15 protein-coding genes are annotated in these 19286 nt (G+C 59.4%); 7 read left to right on the forward strand and 8 right to left on the reverse strand.

Features of this window, described 5'->3' with window-relative positions:
- Nucleotides 1-108 precede the first annotated feature (108 nt).
- The 5 genes from CRO59_RS11145 to CRO59_RS11165 all read right to left on the reverse strand — a co-directional run bounded on the left by CRO59_RS11145 (nt 109) and on the right by CRO59_RS11165 (nt 5486).
- The gene (locus tag CRO59_RS11145; RefSeq protein WP_371917817.1) at nt 109-1380 is read right to left on the reverse strand and encodes a sugar ABC transporter substrate-binding protein; all 1272 of its coding nucleotides are present in this window, start codon (nt 1378-1380) and stop codon (nt 109-111) included.
- A gap of 380 nt (nt 1381-1760) precedes the next feature.
- Nucleotides 1761-2666, reverse strand: a complete 906-nt coding sequence (locus CRO59_RS11150; protein WP_096796578.1) for an AraC family transcriptional regulator — start codon at nt 2664-2666, stop codon at nt 1761-1763.
- Nucleotides 2667-2734: 68 nt separating this feature from the next.
- Nucleotides 2735-3604: a phosphatidylinositol-specific phospholipase C domain-containing protein gene (locus tag CRO59_RS11155; RefSeq protein WP_097087399.1), complete on the reverse strand. Its 870-nt coding sequence runs from the start codon at nt 3602-3604 to the stop codon at nt 2735-2737.
- A 144-nt stretch (nt 3605-3748) separates the two neighbouring features.
- The gene (locus tag CRO59_RS11160) at nt 3749-5041 is read right to left on the reverse strand and encodes a glycosyltransferase (protein WP_097087401.1); all 1293 of its coding nucleotides are present in this window, start codon (nt 5039-5041) and stop codon (nt 3749-3751) included.
- Nucleotides 5042-5123: 82 nt separating this feature from the next.
- Nucleotides 5124-5486 carry a response regulator gene (locus CRO59_RS11165; RefSeq protein ID WP_097087403.1) on the reverse strand — a complete coding sequence of 121 codons (363 nt, stop codon included), beginning with the start codon at nt 5484-5486 and terminating at the stop codon, nt 5124-5126.
- 262 nt (nt 5487-5748) lie between these two features.
- Here CRO59_RS11165 and CRO59_RS11170 point away from each other — a divergent pair, with 262 nt between their 5' ends.
- Genes CRO59_RS11170 through CRO59_RS11190 form a run of 5 tightly spaced genes read left to right on the forward strand, consistent with a single transcriptional unit; the run spans nt 5749 to nt 12302 of the window.
- On the forward strand, nt 5749-9249 hold the full coding sequence (locus tag CRO59_RS11170; RefSeq protein ID WP_027612744.1) for a response regulator: 3501 nt from the start codon (nt 5749-5751) through the stop codon (nt 9247-9249).
- Nucleotides 9249-10082: a protein-glutamate O-methyltransferase CheR gene (locus tag CRO59_RS11175; protein WP_027612745.1), complete on the forward strand. Its 834-nt coding sequence runs from the start codon at nt 9249-9251 to the stop codon at nt 10080-10082. The genes CRO59_RS11170 and CRO59_RS11175 overlap by 1 nt, the downstream gene beginning before the upstream one ends.
- Nucleotides 10079-10672, forward strand: a complete 594-nt coding sequence (locus CRO59_RS11180; RefSeq protein ID WP_097087405.1) for a chemotaxis protein CheB — start codon at nt 10079-10081, stop codon at nt 10670-10672. The genes CRO59_RS11175 and CRO59_RS11180 overlap by 4 nt, the downstream gene beginning before the upstream one ends.
- Complete coding sequence (locus tag CRO59_RS11185; RefSeq protein WP_027612747.1) at nt 10666-11880, forward strand: hybrid sensor histidine kinase/response regulator; 1215 nt, start codon at nt 10666-10668, stop codon at nt 11878-11880. The genes CRO59_RS11180 and CRO59_RS11185 overlap by 7 nt, the downstream gene beginning before the upstream one ends.
- Before the next feature lie 44 nt (nt 11881-11924).
- A complete protein-coding gene (locus CRO59_RS11190; RefSeq protein ID WP_003225116.1) occupies nt 11925-12302 on the forward strand; it encodes a response regulator in 378 nt (125 codons plus the stop codon).
- 116 nt (nt 12303-12418) lie between these two features.
- Here the strand turns inward: CRO59_RS11190 and CRO59_RS11195 are convergent, their stop codons facing one another.
- The 3 genes from CRO59_RS11195 to CRO59_RS11205 all read right to left on the reverse strand — a co-directional run bounded on the left by CRO59_RS11195 (nt 12419) and on the right by CRO59_RS11205 (nt 16784).
- A complete protein-coding gene (locus tag CRO59_RS11195) occupies nt 12419-14089 on the reverse strand; it encodes an ATP-binding protein (protein ID WP_097087407.1) in 1671 nt (556 codons plus the stop codon).
- Nucleotides 14086-15588, reverse strand: coding sequence for an ATPase domain-containing protein (locus tag CRO59_RS11200; protein WP_027612749.1), 1503 nt, complete (start codon nt 15586-15588; stop codon nt 14086-14088). The genes CRO59_RS11195 and CRO59_RS11200 overlap by 4 nt, the downstream gene beginning before the upstream one ends.
- Before the next feature lie 140 nt (nt 15589-15728).
- Complete coding sequence (locus tag CRO59_RS11205) at nt 15729-16784, reverse strand: tetratricopeptide repeat protein (RefSeq protein ID WP_097087409.1); 1056 nt, start codon at nt 16782-16784, stop codon at nt 15729-15731.
- Between the two features lie 172 nt (nt 16785-16956).
- On the opposite strand from CRO59_RS11205, the gene CRO59_RS11210 reads away from it, so the two are divergent.
- On the forward strand, nt 16957-19092 hold the full coding sequence (locus CRO59_RS11210) for an FUSC family protein (protein WP_027612751.1): 2136 nt from the start codon (nt 16957-16959) through the stop codon (nt 19090-19092).
- The gene (locus CRO59_RS11215; RefSeq protein ID WP_027612752.1) at nt 19082-19282 is read left to right on the forward strand and encodes a DUF1656 domain-containing protein; all 201 of its coding nucleotides are present in this window, start codon (nt 19082-19084) and stop codon (nt 19280-19282) included. The genes CRO59_RS11210 and CRO59_RS11215 overlap by 11 nt, the downstream gene beginning before the upstream one ends.
- The last annotated feature ends 4 nt before the right edge of the window (nt 19283-19286 follow it).

Consider the following 19286-nt stretch of genomic DNA (forward strand, 5'->3'; position numbering starts at 1 on the left):
GAGTGAGCCTGCTCGCGATAGCGGTGTGTCAGCCACCAATGGGGTTTGATGGAAAACCGCCATCGCGAGCAGGCTCACTCCTACAAAAGGCAGGAGCGAGCAGTGTGGTTACTTGGGATAACCGGCGCGCTTCATCTCGCGTTCGGTGGTCTGCTGCGCGGCGGTCAGGGCCTGATCCACCGTGGTCTGGCCGATCAGCGCTGCCGAGAACAGCTTGCCGACCTGGGTGCCCACGCCCTGGAACTCAGGAATGGTCACCAGCTGAATGCCGATGTAGGGCACCGGTTTCAGCGTCGGTTTGCTCGGGTCTGCGGCCTTGAGCGATTCCAGCGTGACCTTGGCGAACGGCGCCGCGCTCATGTAAGCATCGCTGTAGGTCGAGGCGCGGGTGCCCGGTGGTACGTTGGCGATGCCGTCGGTCTTGGCCACCAGCTCGCCGTATTCCTTGGAGGTGGCCCAGGCGCTGAACGCTTTGGCGGCGTCCTTGGCCTTGGAACTGGTCGGAATCGCCAATGCCCACGAATACAGCCACGCCGAACCTTTATCGGTGACCTGATGCGGGGCGAAGGTGAAGCCGACGTGATCGGCGACCTTGCTCTGAGTCTTGTCGGTGACGAACGAGCCGGCGACGGAAGCGTCCACCCAGATCGCGCATTTGCCGCTGTTGAACAGCGCGAGGTTTTCGTTGAAACCGTTGCTGGACGCGCCCGGCGGGCCGGATTTCTTCATGGTGTCGACGTAGAAATTCAGCGCGTTTTTCCATTCCGGCCCGCTGAACTCAGGTTTCCACTGCTCATCGAACCAGCGTGCGCCGTAAGCGTTGGCGACGGTGGTGATCAACGCCATATTTTCGCCCCAGCCGGCCTTGCCACGCAGGCAGATGCCGTACTGTTCTTTGTCTTTATTAGTGAGTTTTTCTGCGAAACCGGCGATCTGTTCCCAGGTCGGGCGCTCGGGCATGCTCAGGCCGGCGTCCTTGAACAGGTCGGTGCGGTAATAGGTGATCGAGCTTTCGGCGTAGAACGGCAGGGCATACAGCGAACCCTTGACTGACAGGCCTTCACGCACCGACGGGAACACATCGTCGAGGGCGTAAGAAGCCGGCAGATCCTTCATCGGTTCGAGCCAACCCTTGGCGCCCCAGAGTGCCGCTTCGTACATGCCGATGGTCAACACATCGAACTGGCCACCCTGAGTGGCAATGTCGGTAGTCAGGCGCTGACGCAGGACGTTTTCTTCCAGCACCACCCAGTTGAGCTTGATCTCCGGATGCTCGGACTCGAAAGTTTTCGAGAGCTTTTGCATGCGGATCATGTCGCTGTTGTTGACGGTGGCGATGGTCAGGGTCTGGGCGCCAAGGCTGACGCTGCTGAGGGTCATGCAGGTGAGGACTAGCAGAGCTTTTGCAGTGGGTTGCATCGTGCACTCCTTTTCTGCGTCCGTTGGGGGGCAGAAGGACAGTTATTGTTTTTGTGTCTTCCGGTGCAGGAAGAATGTGCGCTGATTACAGCCCTCAATCGACGGACTGACAAATCATCCGTCGCACTTAAATCAATACTTTTTTGCACTGGTGTTTGTTGCGGTAGACGCAGGGAAGGGCTTTTCAGTGGGGAGGGGCTATTGAATCAGTACAGGTTTCATCGCATAAGATGCTTTTTGTGGGAGCGGGCTTGCTCGCGAAAGCGCGGTGTCAGTTTGCCGATCAGTTGACTGATACACCGCTTTCGCGAGCAGGCTCACTCCTACAAGGGGCGGTAATATCAGCCGAGGTTTTGTTCGGTCAGACGCTGTACAGCGAGGCGTCGATAGTGCGACGGCGTCATGCCCTTGAGTTGCTGGAAGCGTCGATTGAAATTGGAAATGTTATTGAACCCCGACTCGAAACACACCTCGGTCACCGGTTTGTCGCCATCGGCCAGCAGTTCGCAGGATTTGCTGATGCGCAGGCGATTGACGAATTCGATGAAGTTGCGCCCGGTGGCCTGTTTGAACACGCGGCTGAAATAGGTCGGCTTCATCCCCAGATGATCGGCGACTTCTTCAAGAGTCAATTCGCGGGCGTAATGGTCGAAGATGAAGTCGACCGCTCGGTTGGTGCGGTCGATGTTGTGCTCGTCGGCCAGTTGCGTGTTAGTGGCGCCGGACAGCAATTGATAATCGTCAGTCGCCGCCAGCAGCTCCATCAAAATGAAAAAGTGTCCGAGACGGGTAACGCCGCGCGTGTCGGCAATTCGCTGCATCAACGTCATGGCCTGACGGATCGTATCCTTGTCGCGAAATTCGATGCCATATTGCGCACGCTCCAGTAGCGGCGCCAAAGTCTTGAGTTCGGCGAACACCTGGTGCCCGCTGTCGAACAACTCATCGGTGAAGTTCACCAGCATGTCGCGCTTTTCCACCACCTCGTCGTCGGCCACCTGGCTGATCCAGTTGTGCGGCAGATTGGGCCCGGTGAGGAACAGTGTTTGCGGATAAAAGTTGCCGATGTAGTCACCGATGAAGACCTTGCCGGAACTGGCGACGATCAGGTGCAGTTCGTATTCCTTGTGAAAATGCCAGCGCACTAACGGGCACGGAAAACCATGCTGACGGTAGATGATGGACAACCCGTTATGGTCGTCCATCAGTTCGTAGGAGGGATCAGTGATTCTGGTTGCCCGAGTCATGTCCGATGCGTCTTGTTGTGGTGTTCAGGCGCCCATCATGCACGCGCGTCACGGACAGTTCCAGCGCCTCAGCCCCGGGCCTTGCGTAGACCTTTGGACTGGTTGACCTGCTGGCAATGGCTGATCAGTGGAGTGCCACCGATGAAGTCGGCATTGATAATGCTGCACTTCGGCGCCCATCCCGAGTCTGGGCCAAACCATTGATCGAGTTCGTCGGTGATCCGCTTGACGCCGGCCAGTTCGCCGTAGCTGGTGGCCGACAATGACCAGAGGCTGCCGGGTACCGGCGGGTTGGCGAGGGTTCGGGTGATGTGTTGCTTGAGTTGCTCTGGCGAGGTGATGTCCGACCCGCTCCATTCATGGCGGATTTTCGGCCAGTACAGGGGCGAATTGAAATCCGGGTGCGATTCGCTTGCCAACACCACGCGTTGTAGCGAACTGGCCCTTTTAAGTTGTTCAAGGGTCAGATGACTGTTGTTTCGGGGAATAAGCCGCGAAGCCAGTTCCGTTGTGATGACTTCATGGAAACCCTTGTAATCGAATGGCTGATCGTTGGTGCCCTTGAGTTCATGTAAGTCCAATACGATGAACTCGTTCGGATTTTCATTGAGGAAAAAGTTTAGACTTTTTACCAGCTCGCTCAAGGAGCGTCCCTGGAGCAGTTTCACGCCATGAAAGGTATGAAACTTCCTGATGCCCAGCCAGTGTTCATCGGCGTGCAGACGCAAATCGAAGGCACGCACGCCTTCATTAAGTTGCTGAATGAACGGACCGTCCTGACAGACAAACCAGTTCTGGGCGGGTTGGAGGTAAGCCGGGTACGGAAAATCAAAATCCAGCCCGGAGTTATGCGCGCCGGGCCAGACCACTTCGCCAAGGGTCAGTCGGTCCATATCCGGTGTAGCCGCCATCCAGTTTTTGAAAGGGTAATTACTCATGGTGCATTCCGTTGCAGATAAAGTTTAATTTCCGACCAGTAAACTTGTTTGGTCAGTTCGGAAGTTATTCTTTGGTGCAAACGGAAAAAGTACAAGCCAGCACTCTTTGCAAAGTATTGGCAATGTGGTTTTGCACTTTAATTATCAACTTTTATGGTTCTTTGCTTCGATCCACTGCGCCATGTATTGGGTGCTTTTATGCAAGTGGTGACGCAACATGCTGCCAGTAAAGTTGGCGCGACGTAATGCTGACAAGTTGTCGCGGCAATATTGCAGGCGAGCGATCAGCGCCGGGCCGTGATCAGTCTGCCGATAGCGCGCATTCAACAACGCGACGCCGGCCTGCTGTGCGTCAGCCCAGCGCAATCTGTCTTCGTGCAGCGCTACAGCGGCGTCGGCCAGGGCCTGGGCCGACTGAGCCATCGCACCGGGCCAGGGCAATGCGCCGCCCATGCCTTCGGCGCCGATGGGCGTCGTGACGTTGGGCGTGCCGCAGAGCATTGCATCGACGATCTTGCCCTTGATCCCAGCGCCGAAACGCAAAGGCGCCAGGCAAACCCGGGCTTGCGACATCACTTGCAGCGCATCTTCTGCCCAGTTCATCACATGAAACCCCTGCGCCGCGTTGTGCAGGGCTGTGGCCTTGGGCGGCGTATAGGCACCGTAGATATGCAGTTGGGCGCCGGGCAATTGCTGGCGGATCAGCGGCCAGATGGCGGTCTTCATCCACAGCACGGCGTCCCAGTTGGGCGCGTGACGGAAGTTGCCAATACTCAGAAAGTGCGCCCGCTCTTCAAAGGGGACGAACGAATCGCGCGGCGGTTCGAGCATCAGCGGGCACCAGTGCAGCAGGTCGCCAGGGACTTGGAACTGTTCGACCAGCAACTGAATTTCAACTTCGGAAATCATCAGATTCAGATCGCAGCGATACAACGCGGCGATTTCCCGTTTGGCCAGGTCAGTGTCGGCCATCAACTCGAACTCTTCACGCAGCGCCGGCGCGAACAGGGCACTGAAGTCCTGATTGTCCGGGTCGTCCTTCAAGCGTTCCTTGAGCCGTTGGTGACGGGCGTGGCGCAGGCTCTGCAGGTCGGATGTCTCCAGTACGCGCAAGGCGTCCGGGCATTGCTTTTCGACGCGCCAGCCGAACTGCTCTTCCATCATGAACTGGTCGAACAGCACGATATCCGGGGCCAGTTCACTGATGAAACTATCGAAGCTGCTGTTGTTGAGTTCGATCGGCACTTCGCGGATGCCCAGCGCGGTCAGGTCAGCCTTGTGCTCGCCCGGGCCGGCCGGGCTGCTGAAGGTGATGTCCCAGCCTTGCTGCAAAAACGTCTCGAGGATCTGCATCACATGCCCGCTGGCTGCCGAAGAGCGCGGTTCGGGCCAGACGTAACCGATGACCAGAACTTTGGTGGCGGGTGATGCAGTCATTGACGGGTAATCCTTGCAGGCAGGCGGCTGAAAATGGCGCGCAATTAGAGCACATCTGCAGCCGCTGCCGGATCAAAGCCAATCACTCGGTCAGAATGCCCTTGACCTTGTCACGCAGTTGATCGATCGAGAAGGGTTTGCCGATCACGTGCATGCCGGCGGGAACGTCGATGTTTTCGGCGTAACCGCTGGCGAACAGAACGGGCAGGGTGGAGCGCAGTTCACGTGCCTTGCCGGCCAGTTCACTGCCTGTCATGCCCGGCAGGCCGTAGTCAGTCATCATCAAGTCGATATGCTTGCTCTGATCCCCGAGAGTGTTCAGCGCAGATTCGCCGTCTGCCGCCTCCAACACCTTGAAATCCAGCTCCTCCAGCACATCGACGATGAGCATGCGTACGATGTCGTCGTCTTCTACTACAAGGATGGTGGGCGCTGGGGTGGACATAGGGATAGCTCTCAAGAAATGAAATCGGAACGGCGACCGGTCGAAAATGCCGGGCTCTTGCATGAGTAAGTGGCGCATGGCCACAAGTTCCCGAGCGGATACGAAAAAGATTAGCTGCAAATCGGGGCGGCAAGGATACCCGTTGCCTGATCGGGAAGTGCAGCAAATGTAGGAAATTGCCATCATGGCGGTGAGAAAAATGGATCCATAGTACCGTTTTGGGGCAAACTCCCGGGTTTCGACAGTTCGACAAGGCTGCCCCATGTCCACTCGGTCTACAGTTGACGAAACACGGTTCCGTAAACTCCTGACGCGCAACATCAGTCTGCCTTTGGGCGTCGGCGCGATCAGTGCAGTGTTTTTCATTTCGCTGATCACCTATTTGCTCTCGGTGATCCAGTGGGTGGAACACACCGACCGGGTGATCAATAACGCCAACGAAGCGGTGAAACTCACCGTTGATCTGGAAACCGGCATGCGCGGCTTCCTGCTCAGTGGCGACGAGCACTTCCTCGACCCGTACGAGACCGCCAAGCCGCGGATCAACGTGGCGCTCAATACCTTGCTCGAACTGACCGCCGACAACCCGGTGCAGACCGATCGTCTGCGTCGTTTGCAGGCATTGCAGACCGAATGGAGCAATTACGCGCAATCGATGATTGACCTGCAGCGCTCCAGCGGCGACTACCGGGGCGCGGTCAAGGCCGGGCGCGGCAAGCGCCTGACCGATGAGATCCGCAAGCAGTTCGAAGACGTGATCGACATGGAGCAGCAGTTGCGCACCACGCGCAACGAAGAGGTGCGCCGTACCACGATCTGGAGCATCACTCTGTACCTGCTGTTCATCGCCGCGATCAGCGGTTTGCTCGCGTATGTCGGTCGCCGCGATCTGGTCAGCCTTTCGGACAGCTACAGCGCCAACCTTGCGGCGCAGCAAGCCAGCGCCGAGCGTCTGGAGCGCCAGGCGTGGATGCGTAGCGGCCAGACCGAACTGGCGGAACAGGTGCTGGGGCAACTGACGCTTAACCTGCTGGGGCGCAACATCCTGCAGTTCTGCGCACAATATCTGGGCACTGCGGTGGCAGCGCTGTACGTACGCGAAGAACACGGCGGCCTCAAACGCGTGGCGTCCTATGGGTTCTCCCGCGAACAGGAAGAAAAAGATCAGCAGATCTACAGCGGCGAAGGCATCGTCGGCCAGGTTGCCCAGCAGGGGCAACTGATTCGCCTGGATTCGGTTCCGGCCGACTACTTCAAAGTCAGCTCCGGCCTGGGCGCGGGCCTGCCGCACAGTGTGCTGGTGGTGCCGACCAGTGATGATGACCGGGTCAACGGGGTGATCGAACTGGGCTTCCTGCGCCCGCTCACCGACCGCGATATCGATTTGCTGGAACTGATTGCCGGCAACATCGGCACCTCGATCGAAGCGGCACGTTATCGCCAGCGTCTGCAGGAAGTGCTGGCCGAAACCCAGCAGCTCAACGAAGAGTTGCAGGTGCAGCAGGAAGAGCTGAAAACCGCCAACGAGGAGTTGGAAGAACAGTCGCGGATTCTCAAGGAGTCCCAGGCGCATCTGGAAACCCAGCAAGTCGAGCTGGAGCAGACCAACGAGCAGTTGGCCGAACAGGCGCAAACCCTGGCCGAGCAGCGCGACGCCATGGACCAGAAGAACACCGAACTCAATCAGGCTCAGGTGCAGCTCGAAGAACGCGCCGAAGAACTGCAGCGTTCGAGCAAGTACAAGTCCGAATTCCTCGCCAACATGTCCCACGAACTGCGCACGCCGCTGAACAGTTCGCTGATCCTCGCCAAGTTGCTGGCCGAGAACCCGCAGGACAATCTGACGGCCGAACAGGTCAAGTTCGCCGAGTCGATCTATTCGGCGGGCAACGATCTGCTGAACCTGATCAACGACATTCTCGACATTTCCAAGGTCGAGGCCGGCAAGCTGGAAGTGATCCCGGAAAACACCAGTGTCGCGCGTCTGGCCGACGGCCTGCGCAGCGTGTTCGAACCGCTGGCGGCGGACAAGCAACTGACGTTCAGCGTCGAGTTGCAGCCGGATGCGCCAATCATGCTGTACACCGATCGCCAGCGTCTGGAGCAGGTGATCAAGAACCTGCTGTCCAACGCCGTGAAGTTCACTGAACACGGCGCGGTCAGCCTGACCATCGCCGGCCAGCCGAACGAGCGCATTGCATTCATCGTGCGCGATTCGGGGATCGGTATCGCCGCAGATCAGCAGGAAAGCATCTTCGAAGCGTTCCGTCAGGCTGACGGCACCACCAACCGCAAATACGGTGGCACCGGTCTGGGCCTGTCGATCTCGCGTGATCTGGCAGCCTTGCTCGGCGGCTCGATCAGTGTCAGCAGCGCGCCGGGGCAGGGCAGTGTGTTTACCCTGGTGCTGCCGCAGCAATACAGCGAGCCGGGTGACAGCCCTGCGATCCCGCTGACCTTCACGCCGCCGGTATCGGCCCCGGCCCCGGTGGTGCAGCCGCCATCGATCGCGGTGTCGCCGCTGGCGCCGGTGCACATCCCGCGCTTTGCCGACGACCGTGGCAAGGCGCCATTCGCCACGCGCTGCATTCTGGTGGTGGAAGACGAGCCGAATTTCGCCCACATCCTTTACGACCTGGCCCACGAACTGGGTTATCAGTGTCTGGTGGCGCACGGAGCGGATGAAGGTTATGACCTGGCCCGCGAGTTCGTGCCGGACGCGATCCTGCTCGACATGCGTCTGCCGGATCACTCCGGTCTGACCGTGCTGCAACGCCTGAAAGAACACGCCGAAACCCGGCACATCCCGGTGCATGTGATCTCGGTCGAAGACCGCGTTGAAGCGGCGATGCACATGGGCGCGATCGGTTATGCAGTCAAGCCGACCACCCGCGAAGAGCTCAAAGACGTGTTCGCCCGTCTCGAAGCCAAGCTGACTCAGAAGGTCAAGCGCGTGCTGCTGGTCGAAGATGACGATCTGCAACGCGAAAGCATTGCCCGCCTGATCGGCGACGAGGACATCGAGATCACCGCCGTCGGTCTGGCGCAAGACGCGCTGGAGAAACTGCGCACGACGATTTACGACTGCATGGTGATCGACCTGAAATTGCCGGACATGCTCGGCAACGATCTGCTCAAGCGCATGTCGACCGAGGACATCTGCTCGTTCCCGCCGGTGATCGTCTACACCGGACGCAACCTGACCCGCGATGAAGAGGCCGAGCTGCGCAAGTATTCGCGCTCGATCATCATCAAGGGCGCGCGCTCGCCGGAACGCCTGCTGGATGAGGTGACACTCTTTCTGCACAAAGTCGAATCGCAGTTGTCCCATGAACGGCAGAAGATGCTCAAGACCGCCCGCAGCCGCGACAAGGTCTTCGAAGGCCGCAAGGTGCTGCTGGTGGACGACGATGTGCGCAACATCTTCGCCCTGACCAGTGCGTTGGAGCACAAGGGCGCAGTCGTGGTGATCGGCCGTAACGGTCGCGAAGCGATTGATAAGTTGAATGAAATCGAGGACATCGACCTGGTGCTGATGGACGTGATGATGCCGGAGATGGATGGTTTTGAAGCCACCATTGAAATCCGCAAGGATCCGCGCTGGCGCAAACTGCCGATCATCGCAGTGACGGCCAAGGCCATGAAAGACGATCAGGAGCGCTGCCTGCAGGCGGGCGCCAACGATTATCTGGCCAAGCCGATCGATCTGGATCGCCTGTTCTCGTTGATTCGCGTGTGGTTACCGAAGATGGAACGCATTTAGTGGATAGCAGTCACTCCGCGGAGCGCAACAGCGAAATCGAATTACGCCTGTTGATTGAGGCGATCTACCTCAAGTACAGCTACGATTTTCGTGATTACTCGGGCGCTTCGATCAAGCGCCGGGTGCAGCACGCCTTGAGTCAGTTCGAATGCGCAACGATCTCGGCGTTGCAGGAGAAAGTCCTGCACGATCCCACGGCGTTCATGCAGTTGCTGCAGTTGCTGACGATCCCGGTCAGCGAGATGTTCCGCGATCCGTCGCACTTTCTGGCGATCCGCAAGGAAGTGGTGCCGCTGCTGCGCACTTATCCGTCGCTGAAGATCTGGATCGCCGGGTGCAGCACTGGCGAGGAGGTTTATTCGATGGCGATTCTGCTGCGCGAAGAAGGCTTGCTCGATCGTACGATCATCTACGCCACCGACATCAACCCGCGCTCGCTGGACAAGGCCAAGCAGGGCATTTTCTCGATGGAGAACGTGCGCGCCTATACCGCCAATTACCAGCAGGCCGGCGGTCAGCGTTCCTTTGCCGATTACTACACCGCAGCCTATGGCTACGCGATCTTCGACAAGAGCCTGTGTGAAAACGTGACCTTCGCCGATCACAGCCTGGCGACGGACAGCGTGTTCTCCGAAACGCAATTGATTTCCTGCCGCAACGTACTGATTTACTTCAACAAGAAACTTCAGGACCGTGCCTTCGGTCTGTTTCACGAATCGCTGTGCCACCGTGGCTTTCTGGTGCTGGGCAGCAAGGAAACGCTGGATTTTTCCGGTTACTCGAATCAGTTCGAACCGTTGGTCAAACAAGAACGGATCTACCGCAAATTATGAACGATGCCGTGGATTTGCCTCGTGTCGAGGCCATCGTGGTCGGTGCTTCAGCCGGTGGGGTTGAGGCCCTGCTGACTCTGCTCGCGCCGTTGCGCCAGGGCTACGTGTTGCCGATCATTGTGGTGCTGCACCTGCCGGAGGAGCGGCGCAGTCAGTTGGCCGAAGTGTTCTCCCGGCGCCTGATGCTGCCGGTGGCAGAGGCGACCGACAAGCAAGACATCATGCCCGGCACGGTTTATTTCGCCACGCCCGGGTATCACCTGTCGGTGGAACAGGATCGCAGTCTGTCGCTGAGTCTTGAGGACCGCGTACACCATTCCCGACCTGCCATCGACTACTTGTTTGAGTCCGCCGCTGATGTTTACGGCGAAACCCTGGCTGCCGTGTTGCTGACCGGCGCCAATCACGATGGCGCTCGCGGCCTGGCGCAAGTCAAGCAGCGCGGCGGACTGACCATCGTTCAAGACCCGCAGGACGCACAGGTCGCCACCATGCCTCTGGCTGCGCTGAAAATTCAGCAGCCTGACCATGTCCTACCCATTCACGGCATCGGCCGTCTGCTTGTCGAGCTGGAACGAATCGCATGCTGAGTAATATCCAGGCCAAATTGCTGATCGTCGACGATCTGCCGGAGAACCTGCTGGCCCTCGAAGCGCTGATCAAGCGCGAGGATCGCACGGTGTACAAGGCGCTGTCGGCGGACGAGGCACTTTCGCTGCTGCTGCAACACGAGTTCGCCATGGCCATCCTCGACGTGCAGATGCCGGGGATGAACGGCTTCGAGCTCGCCGAGTTGATGCGCGGCACCGAGAAAACCAAGAACATTCCGATCATTTTCGTCAGCGCCGCCGGCCGTGAACTGAACTACGCGTTCAAGGGCTACGAGAGCGGGGCGGTGGACTTCCTGCACAAGCCGCTGGATATCCACGCGGTGAAGAGCAAGGTCAACGTATTCGTCGACCTGTACCGCCAGAGCAAGGCCATGAAGCAACAGGTCGAAGCCCTGGAGCAGGCGCGTCGCGAGCAGGAAGCGCTGCTGCAACAACTGCAAAGTACGCAACTGGAGCTGGAGCAGGCCGTGCGTATGCGCGATGACTTCATGTCAATCGTCGCTCACGAAGTGCGCACGCCGCTCAATGGCCTGATACTCGAAACCCAGTTGCGCAAGATGCACCTGGCGCGGGACAACGCCGCGGCGTTCACCCTCGACAAGATGCACGCGATGGTCGATCGCGACGAGCGCCAGATCAAAAGTCTGATCCGGCTGATCGAAGACATGCTCGACGTTTCGCGCATCCGCACCGGCAAGCTGTCGATCCGGCCGAATCGTTTCGACCTGACGCAACTGGTGAGCAACCTGCTGCAGAATTTCGCCCAGCAGATAGAGGCGGCGGAGACCGAAGTGTCGTTCACCGCGCCGCAGCCGGTGGAAGGTTACTGGGACGAATTCCGCATCGAGCAGGTGGTCTCCAACCTGCTGACCAATGCCTTGCGCTACGGTGGTCGCAGCCCGATTCAGGTGCGCGTGTACCGTGAAGGCGACGAGGCGCGGGTTGAGGTTCAGGACCGTGGCATCGGCATCAGCGAAGAGAACCAGAAGCGCATTTTCCAACAGTTCGAACGGGTTTCCGCCAAGACGGTAGTGGCTGGTCTCGGGCTGGGTCTGTTCATTTCCGAGCAGATCGTCGCCGCCCATGGCGGTTCCATCGTCGTCGAGAGTCAAATCAACGAAGGCGCCCTGTTTCGCGTTTGTCTGCCAATCCAGGAAAACGGCATATCCGACGCAACCTCTGAGTGACCGCACGGTCGTATCAGCAGCTATTGACCGAACAAAGGCTTCCCATGAGCGTAGATGCACAAGATGTAGTACTCGTCGTCGAGGACGAACCGGTTATCTTGATGGTGCTGACAGATTACCTGTCGGGGCAGGGGTACCGCGTGTTGCAGGCCGAAAACGGCGAGCAGGCGTTCGAGATCCTCGCGAGCAAGCCGCATCTGGACATGCTGATCACTGACTTCCGCCTGCCGGGCGGGATCTCCGGCGTGCAGATCGCGGAGCCGGCAGTAAAACTGCGCCCGGATCTGAAGGTGATCTTCATCAGCGGTTACCCGCAGGAAATCCGCGAGACCGGCAGCCCGATCACGCGCAAGGCGCCGATCCTGGAAAAACCGTTCGATCTGGACGTATTGCAGGAAAAGATTCAGGAATTGCTGGCCTGATCCATAGCGGCTGATGCTCCCCCTGTAGGAGCTGCCGCAGGCTGCGATCTTTTGATCTTAAAAAACAAGATCAAAAGATCGCAGCCTGCGGCAGCTCCTACAGTCGTTTTGGGGGATCAGTTCTGGATCATCTCGCGGACTTTGGCGGTCAGCAGATCGAAAGTGAACGGTTTGGTGATCATCTGCATGCCCGGGTCGAGGAAACCACCGCGCACTGCCGCGTGCTCGGCATATCCAGTGATGAACAGCACCTTCAGCCCCGGCCGATACTGCCGGCCGATTTCCGCCAGTTGCCGGCCGTTCATGCCTGGCAGGCCGACGTCACTGATCAGCAGGTCGATGCGCTGCGTCGAGTTGAGGATCGGCACGGCGCCGTCGGCATCGCCGGCTTCGACAAACGCATAACCCAACTCACTGAGCACCGCGCTGACCAGTACGCGCACGGCGGGGTCGTCCTCGACGATCAACACGGTTTCACCATCCATTGCTTCCGGAGCCTGCTGAACATCGGACACCGGATGCTCCAGCTCTTCACCGCGAAAACGCGGCAGGTACAGTTTGACCGTGGTGCCCTGATCGATTTCGCTGTCGATCGAGACGTGACCACGGGACTGCTTGCTGAAGCCGTAAATCATCGACAGACCCAGCCCGGTGCCCTGGCCGATCGGCTTGGTGGTGAAGAACGGATCGAACGCGCGGCTGACCACGCTCTGCGCCATGCCACTGCCGTTATCGGTGACGCTGAGCATCACGTAGTCGCCGGGTTCGAGATTCGGGTAGGCCTCGGTGAATTCCGGCTTAAGCACCTGATTGCTGGTTTCGACCACCAGTTTGCCGCCCTCGGGCATTGCATCGCGGGCGTTGAGTACCAGGTTGAGCAGGGCGCTTTCCAGTTGATTGGGATCCGCTTCGGCGATCCACAACTGGTCGTTGAGGCGCATCTCCAGCTGGATACTTTCGTTGAGGCTGCGCTGCAGCAGCTCGCCCATCGACAGCACCAGTGTGTTCATCTGCACGGCTTTGGAGTCCAGCGATTGCCGGCGGGAAAACGCCAGCAAACGGTGGGTCAGGCCGGCCGCGCGGTTGGCTGAAGTAACACCGAGATCGATCAGGCTGTCGAGGTCATCAAGGCGTCCGCGAGCCAGCCGCCGGCGCAGCAGTTCAAGGCTGCCGATAATCCCGGTGAGCATGTTGTTGAAGTCGTGAGCGATGCCGCCGGTCAACTGACCGACCGCTTCCATTTTCTGTGACTGGCGCAGGGCTTCTTCGTTGTGGCGCAGTTGCGCGGTGCGTTCCTCGACCTGTTGCTCAAGGGTTTCCAGGGTCGATTGCAGTCGGCGTTCGCTTTCACTCAAATCGATCAGGCGGTCGCGGGCTTCGTACTGTCGTCGTCGCCCGCGCAGGGCGGTGGAGACCAGACTGACCAGGGTCGCCGGATGAAACGGGCGCTCAAGGAACGTGACGTTGCCCAGCAGTTTGCTCAGGCGCGAGGAGGGGCCGGGTTCCGGGCCGCCGTGGTGGGTCAACAAGACGATCGGCAGATCCGACCAGGCCGGTTGCTGTTCGAGAAAATGCAGAAGACTTTCCAGCTCGGGGCCGCGCAGCGCTTCGGTGGCAATCAACAAAAGTCCGGCGCCAGGCTCCAGCTCTGCGCACAGTGCACCCAGATCCGGGGTGATGACTCCGCCGTAACCGGCCTCATTGAGGATCATCAGCGCCACTTGGCTGTCCCGACCCATGGGCGCCAGGATCAGCGCCCGTTCCGGCAGTGATACGGAGGCTGTCACAAGGTTTCTTCCCGCAACAGCGGATTGCTCGCGCCGAGGTAAGTCGGCACGCCACGCAGCACGCCCTGGAACGCTTCCAGCGGTTCGCCGATGGTCATGCCCTGGCCCGAAATGCGGTATTCACGGATGGTCGATTCGTGGCTGCCGGTGCGTTTCTTGATAATGGAAATGGCTCGGCGAACTTTGCCGATGGCTTCGAAGTAGCGCAGCAGGATCACCGTGTCGGCCAGGTAAGTGATGTCGACCGGCGCCTGCATGTCGCCGACCAGGCCATGTTGGGCAACGGTCATGAAGGTCGCCGCGCCTTTGCGGTTCAGATACAGCAGCAACTCATGCATGTGCAGCACCAGCGCGTTTTCTTCCGGCATCGCGGCCTGATAGCCGTTGATGCTGTCGATCACCACGGTCTTGATGTTGCCTTCGTCTACGCAACGACGCACCCGGTGCGAGAACTCGCCGGGGGACAGCTCGGCGGCGTCCACTTGATCGATCAGCAGGTTGCCGGTGGCTTGCAAGGCCTTGAGGTCGATGCCGATATTTTTCATGCGCTCGAACAGCAGGCCCAGCTCTTCATCAAAGATGAACAGCGCCGCTTTTTCGCCCCGGGCTACTGCAGCAGCGGCGAAGATCATCGAAATCAGCGATTTGCCGGTACCGGCCGGGCCGAGAATCAGCGTGCTGGAGCCGGTCTCGATGCCGCCGCCGAGCAGGGCGTCCATTTCCTTGATGCCGCTGGTCAATTGCAGGCGCGGGTAGTCGCTGCGGTGTTCGGCGGCGACCAGTCGTGGGAACACATGGACGCCGTCGCCCATGATGGTGAAGTCGTGGTAACCGCCACGGTATTTCTGGCCGCGATACTTGACGATGCGCACGCGGCGGCGCTCGGCACCGTAATTTGGCGTCAGTTCTTCGAGGCGGATCACCCCGTGGGCGACGCTGTGCACGGTCTTGTCGAGGGACTCGGTGGTCAGGTCGTCAAGCAGCAGGACGGTGGCGTCGTAACGCACGAAGTAATGTTTGATCGCCAGAATCTGCCGGCGGTAGCGCAGCGAACTCTGCGCCAGCAGGCGGATCTCCGACAGGCTGTCGAGCACCACGCGGGTGGGCTTGAAGCGCTCGACCACTTCGAAAATCTGCTTGGTGGCTTCGCCCAGCTCAAGGTCGGAGGAGTACAGCAGGCTTTGCTGATGCTCGGCGTTGAGCAGGCTTTCGGGTGGCGTCAGCTCGAAGATTTCAATGTTCTCGTTCAGCTCCCAGCCGTGGGAGGCCGCGCCTTGACGCAATTCACGCTCGGTTTCCGACAGCGTGATGTACAGACAGCGTTCGCCGGCACGGGCGCCCGCCATCAGGAAATGCAACGCGACGGTGGTTTTGCCTGTACCGGGTTCACCTTCGAGCAAAAACACATGCCCTCGGGACAGACCACCGGCGAGGATGTCATCCAGGCCAATGATGCCGGTGGCGGCTTTTGCACTGATCAACTCGTTGGACGTAGACAAAGAATGCCCTCTCATGACTAGGGGAATCGAGGCAGCAGGCTGTATCAGCCGTTGTGCTCTACCTGATTACTTGACCGCTGCCAGTCATGACGGTTCCGATGTTTCGATATCAAAATGTCATTGAATCAGCGGGTAAAGGCTCAGAGTCCCTGCTGTAACGCCGGGTCATCAGGGTTCATCTGCTCCAGTTGCGCGAGCAGAATCTGCACGTTCTGCAACTGGCCGCTTTCCTTCCAGTAATTGATCAGCAGCACTCGCGCCTTGCGGTCGGCTGGGTGACGCTGGACGACTTCCTGCAACTGCTTTTGCGCCGCCTCCAGCTCTTCGGCAGCGTGCAGGGTGGTGGCGAGGTCGTAGCGGTAATCCTTGTTGTCCGGCTCCAGCTCCACCGCTTTGGACAAGCCGAGCAGGGCGAATTCGCGCTGGCCGTGGTGCAACAGCCACAGTCCGAGCGCGTGTTGCAGGTAGGCGGAATCCGGTTGCGCCTGCAACTGTTTGGCGAGCAACTGGCGGGCGGCGTCGCTCTGACCCTGGCGGTCGAGGACATCGATCTGCATCACCAGTGCCGGCAGGTTGCCCGGTTCCAGCCGCAGGGTGTTGTCCAGCGCTTGTTGGGCCTGTTTGAGTTCGGCGTTGTGCAGATACAGGCGTGCCAGTTGCGCATAGGTGGCGGCGCTTTCCGGCTGTCCCTTGAGCGCTTGTTCCCAGCCATCGATCGCCTGCTGCAGCGGGGCGAAATACAGCCCCAGTTCATCCGGCGTCAGACCGAGCAGGGCGTTGATCGCGGCGAACCGTATGTTTTGGTCCTCATCGTCGAGCATCGGCCCGAGCAGCAGACTGCGTTGCCCGCCGGGCACCAGTCCGACCACACTTTGAATCGCTGCCAGCCGTACTTCGGGGGCTTCGTTCTGCAGATGGGCATCGGCCAGTTTCAGCGCTTGCGGGCTCGGATAGTTGGGCAGCTCGGCCAGCAGCCAGACACTGCGTTTGACCGACAGGTCCGGGCGACCCAATTGCTGATACAACTGTCGCGCGGCTCCCGGCTGACCGGAACGGGCGGCCGTCAGGGCTTCGCTGTAGCCGCGCTTGATCGCTTCCGGCACCACCGGGGCGGTGGAGCGCAGGGATAACCAGGCGATGACGACGAGCAGCACAAGGCCAAGGCTGATAAGCAGGTAGCGGCGGGACTGAGGCATGCAGATTTCCGTGAACTGGCGTTCTATAGCAGAACGGCAAGCTTCGACCAGCGAGGGCCGTGAGTCAAACCCCGTGCATGCGAATCGCCCTACAACATCTGTCGATTCAGTTACCCATCAGGCATTCGATGCAGAGTCTACGCTTGCAGGAGTCGCTTCGATGAGAGCCCCCATGCAAGCCCTGCGCAATTATTTCCAGGTCGTGATCCATCCCGGTCAGGCTGTCCTGCTGTTTGCCCTGCGCACCATTGCCGCCGGGCTGTTGACGCTGTATCTGGCGTTTTTGTTCGATCTCGACCAACCCAAGTGGTCGATCATGGCCGTCGTGATTGTCAGCCAGCCGTTGGCCGGCATGGCGCTGGCGCGTAGTTTCGGTCAAGTGATTGGCACCACGCTGGGTGCTGCGGTGGCGGTGTTGATCATGGCGATATTCCCGCAGGCGCCGCTTCCGTTCATCACAACGCTGGCACTGTGGCTGGCGCTCTGCACCGCGGGCGGCACCTTGCTGCGCTATACCAGTTCTCAGGCGTTTGTGCTCAGTGGTTATACCGCCGTGGTGGTGGCATTGCTGGCCATTCCCGACCAGGATGGCACCTTTCTGCTGGCTGTCACCCGCGTTACCGAAACCTTGCTGGCCGTAGCGTGCGTCTGCGTGGTCAGCCTGCTCACCGCGCGTCCAGAAGCAGTTGCCAAAGGTTACTTCGCCAAGGTCGATCAGGTGATCAAACTGGCTGCCAGTCACTCCGCTGCGGTGATTCGAACAGAAGAAAGTGAAGCCGACTTTCAGCGCCGTCAGATGCAGTTGCTCGGTGAAATCAGCGCGCTCGAAGGGTTGCGCCGCCATCTGTATTTCGATGCCCCACGGTTGCGCGGTGCCGACAATCTAGTGCTGCTGTTGGGTAATCAACTGATGTTGCTGACCTCGCGTTTGACTGCATTACGTCATCAGCGCGAATTGCTCACCGAACGTTGGGAGGGCGATCTTCCTCTGGACGTACAGCGCTTGCGTGCAGAAGAGCTGGCACTTCTCGACCAGTTGGCGCAGTTGGGCCGAGCGCTGCCCGCCGAGCGGCGGCATCAATTCATCACGCTGCAGCAGCAGTTTGAAGCCTTGGCGTATGAGGCCGAACAACTGACCGAAGACATGAGCGCTATCCTGCGCTCGCTGGCGTGGGCGTTACGCTGGGAGCAGGCGCGGCTGTTGCAGCAACTGGAGCAGATTCTGGAGTTGAGTGATGCCATTCAGGAAGGGCGCGAAGCCAGTTGTCTGTATCGCGGTCAGGCCAGCCCGCTGCATCTTGATTTCACACTGGCTTCAATGAACGCCATCCGCGCCTTTACCGCATTACTGGTAGCCGGGTTGATCTGGATCGAAACCGCCTGGGATGGGGCGCGGGGCGGGATGATTCTGGTGGGGATTCTCTGTTCGCTGATGGCGACATTCCCGCGGCCACTGATGGCCGCGCAGAGTTACGCGCGTGGGTTGGGACTGGCACTGGTGGTCTCGGCGTTCTATCAATTCATGCTGGTGCCGACCATCAGTGATTTCGAGCCATTGGCGTTGATGCTGGCACCGCTGCTGTACGTGATCGCTGTCGGTTTGGCGAGCCCGACGACCGCGGGCATTGGTATGGGCCTGGGGTTGTCGAGTTTCCTCCTGCTCGGCCCACAGAATGTCGGCACCGGGCAGAACACTGCGATTCAATGGTTCGAATTCGCCGGCGCCTATGTCAGCGCGGCGATGCTCGCTTTGATGGTCTACGCATGGATTTTCCCGTTCCGTCCGGCATTGCGCATTCGCCGCTTTTATAACGAGGCGCGTGAGCAGGTTTATGAACTGACCAAAAAACCGGCCACCGATGAACAGCAATTCGCTTTCGAAAGCCGTATGGTCGACCGACTGACCAGCATGCTTGGCTTGCTGCCGGCCGTGAGCGAGCGCGCCATGCAGCAGCTCTATGAAATCAGTCTGGCGTGCGTCGCATTGGGCGTAGCAATGCATCAACTCCGGCAGCAGGCACAGAACAATGCACTGCTGACGGACGCGTTCAGCCAGCAATTGGCTTCGGCGCTGCGCAAGACCGGCCGTTTTGTGGCCGGGCGCCAGGACGTGCAATTGCAAGCGTTGTTGACCTCGCTCCAGCTATTGGGTGATGAGCTGGACGAGTTGCACGTCGCCAGCCACGAACATTTGTGGTCGGTGTTTCGCATGCGCGTGGCGCTGTTGATCGTCGTGTCTTTCCTGAAACGCCACGGCGAATACCTGCAACGTAACGTCTCGGAAGGAGAACCGGCCCTTGCCCATTGATTTCGAAATGGGTGGCGTTTATCTGCCACCCATTGCCCAGGCCCTATTGCTGGCGATACCGATATTTATGCTCCTGGACTGGTGTTTGCGACGTCTGGGTGTGTTGCGACTGGTCTGGCACGAGGCGCTGTTTGAGGGCGCCTTGTATGCATGCGTTTGTGCCTCGCTGATTTTGCTGATGGGAGCCTGATGCC

Source organism: Pseudomonas sp. LAMO17WK12:I5, from assembly GCF_900215165.1.
Taxonomy (GTDB): Bacteria; Pseudomonadota; Gammaproteobacteria; order Pseudomonadales; family Pseudomonadaceae; genus Aquipseudomonas; species Aquipseudomonas putida_A.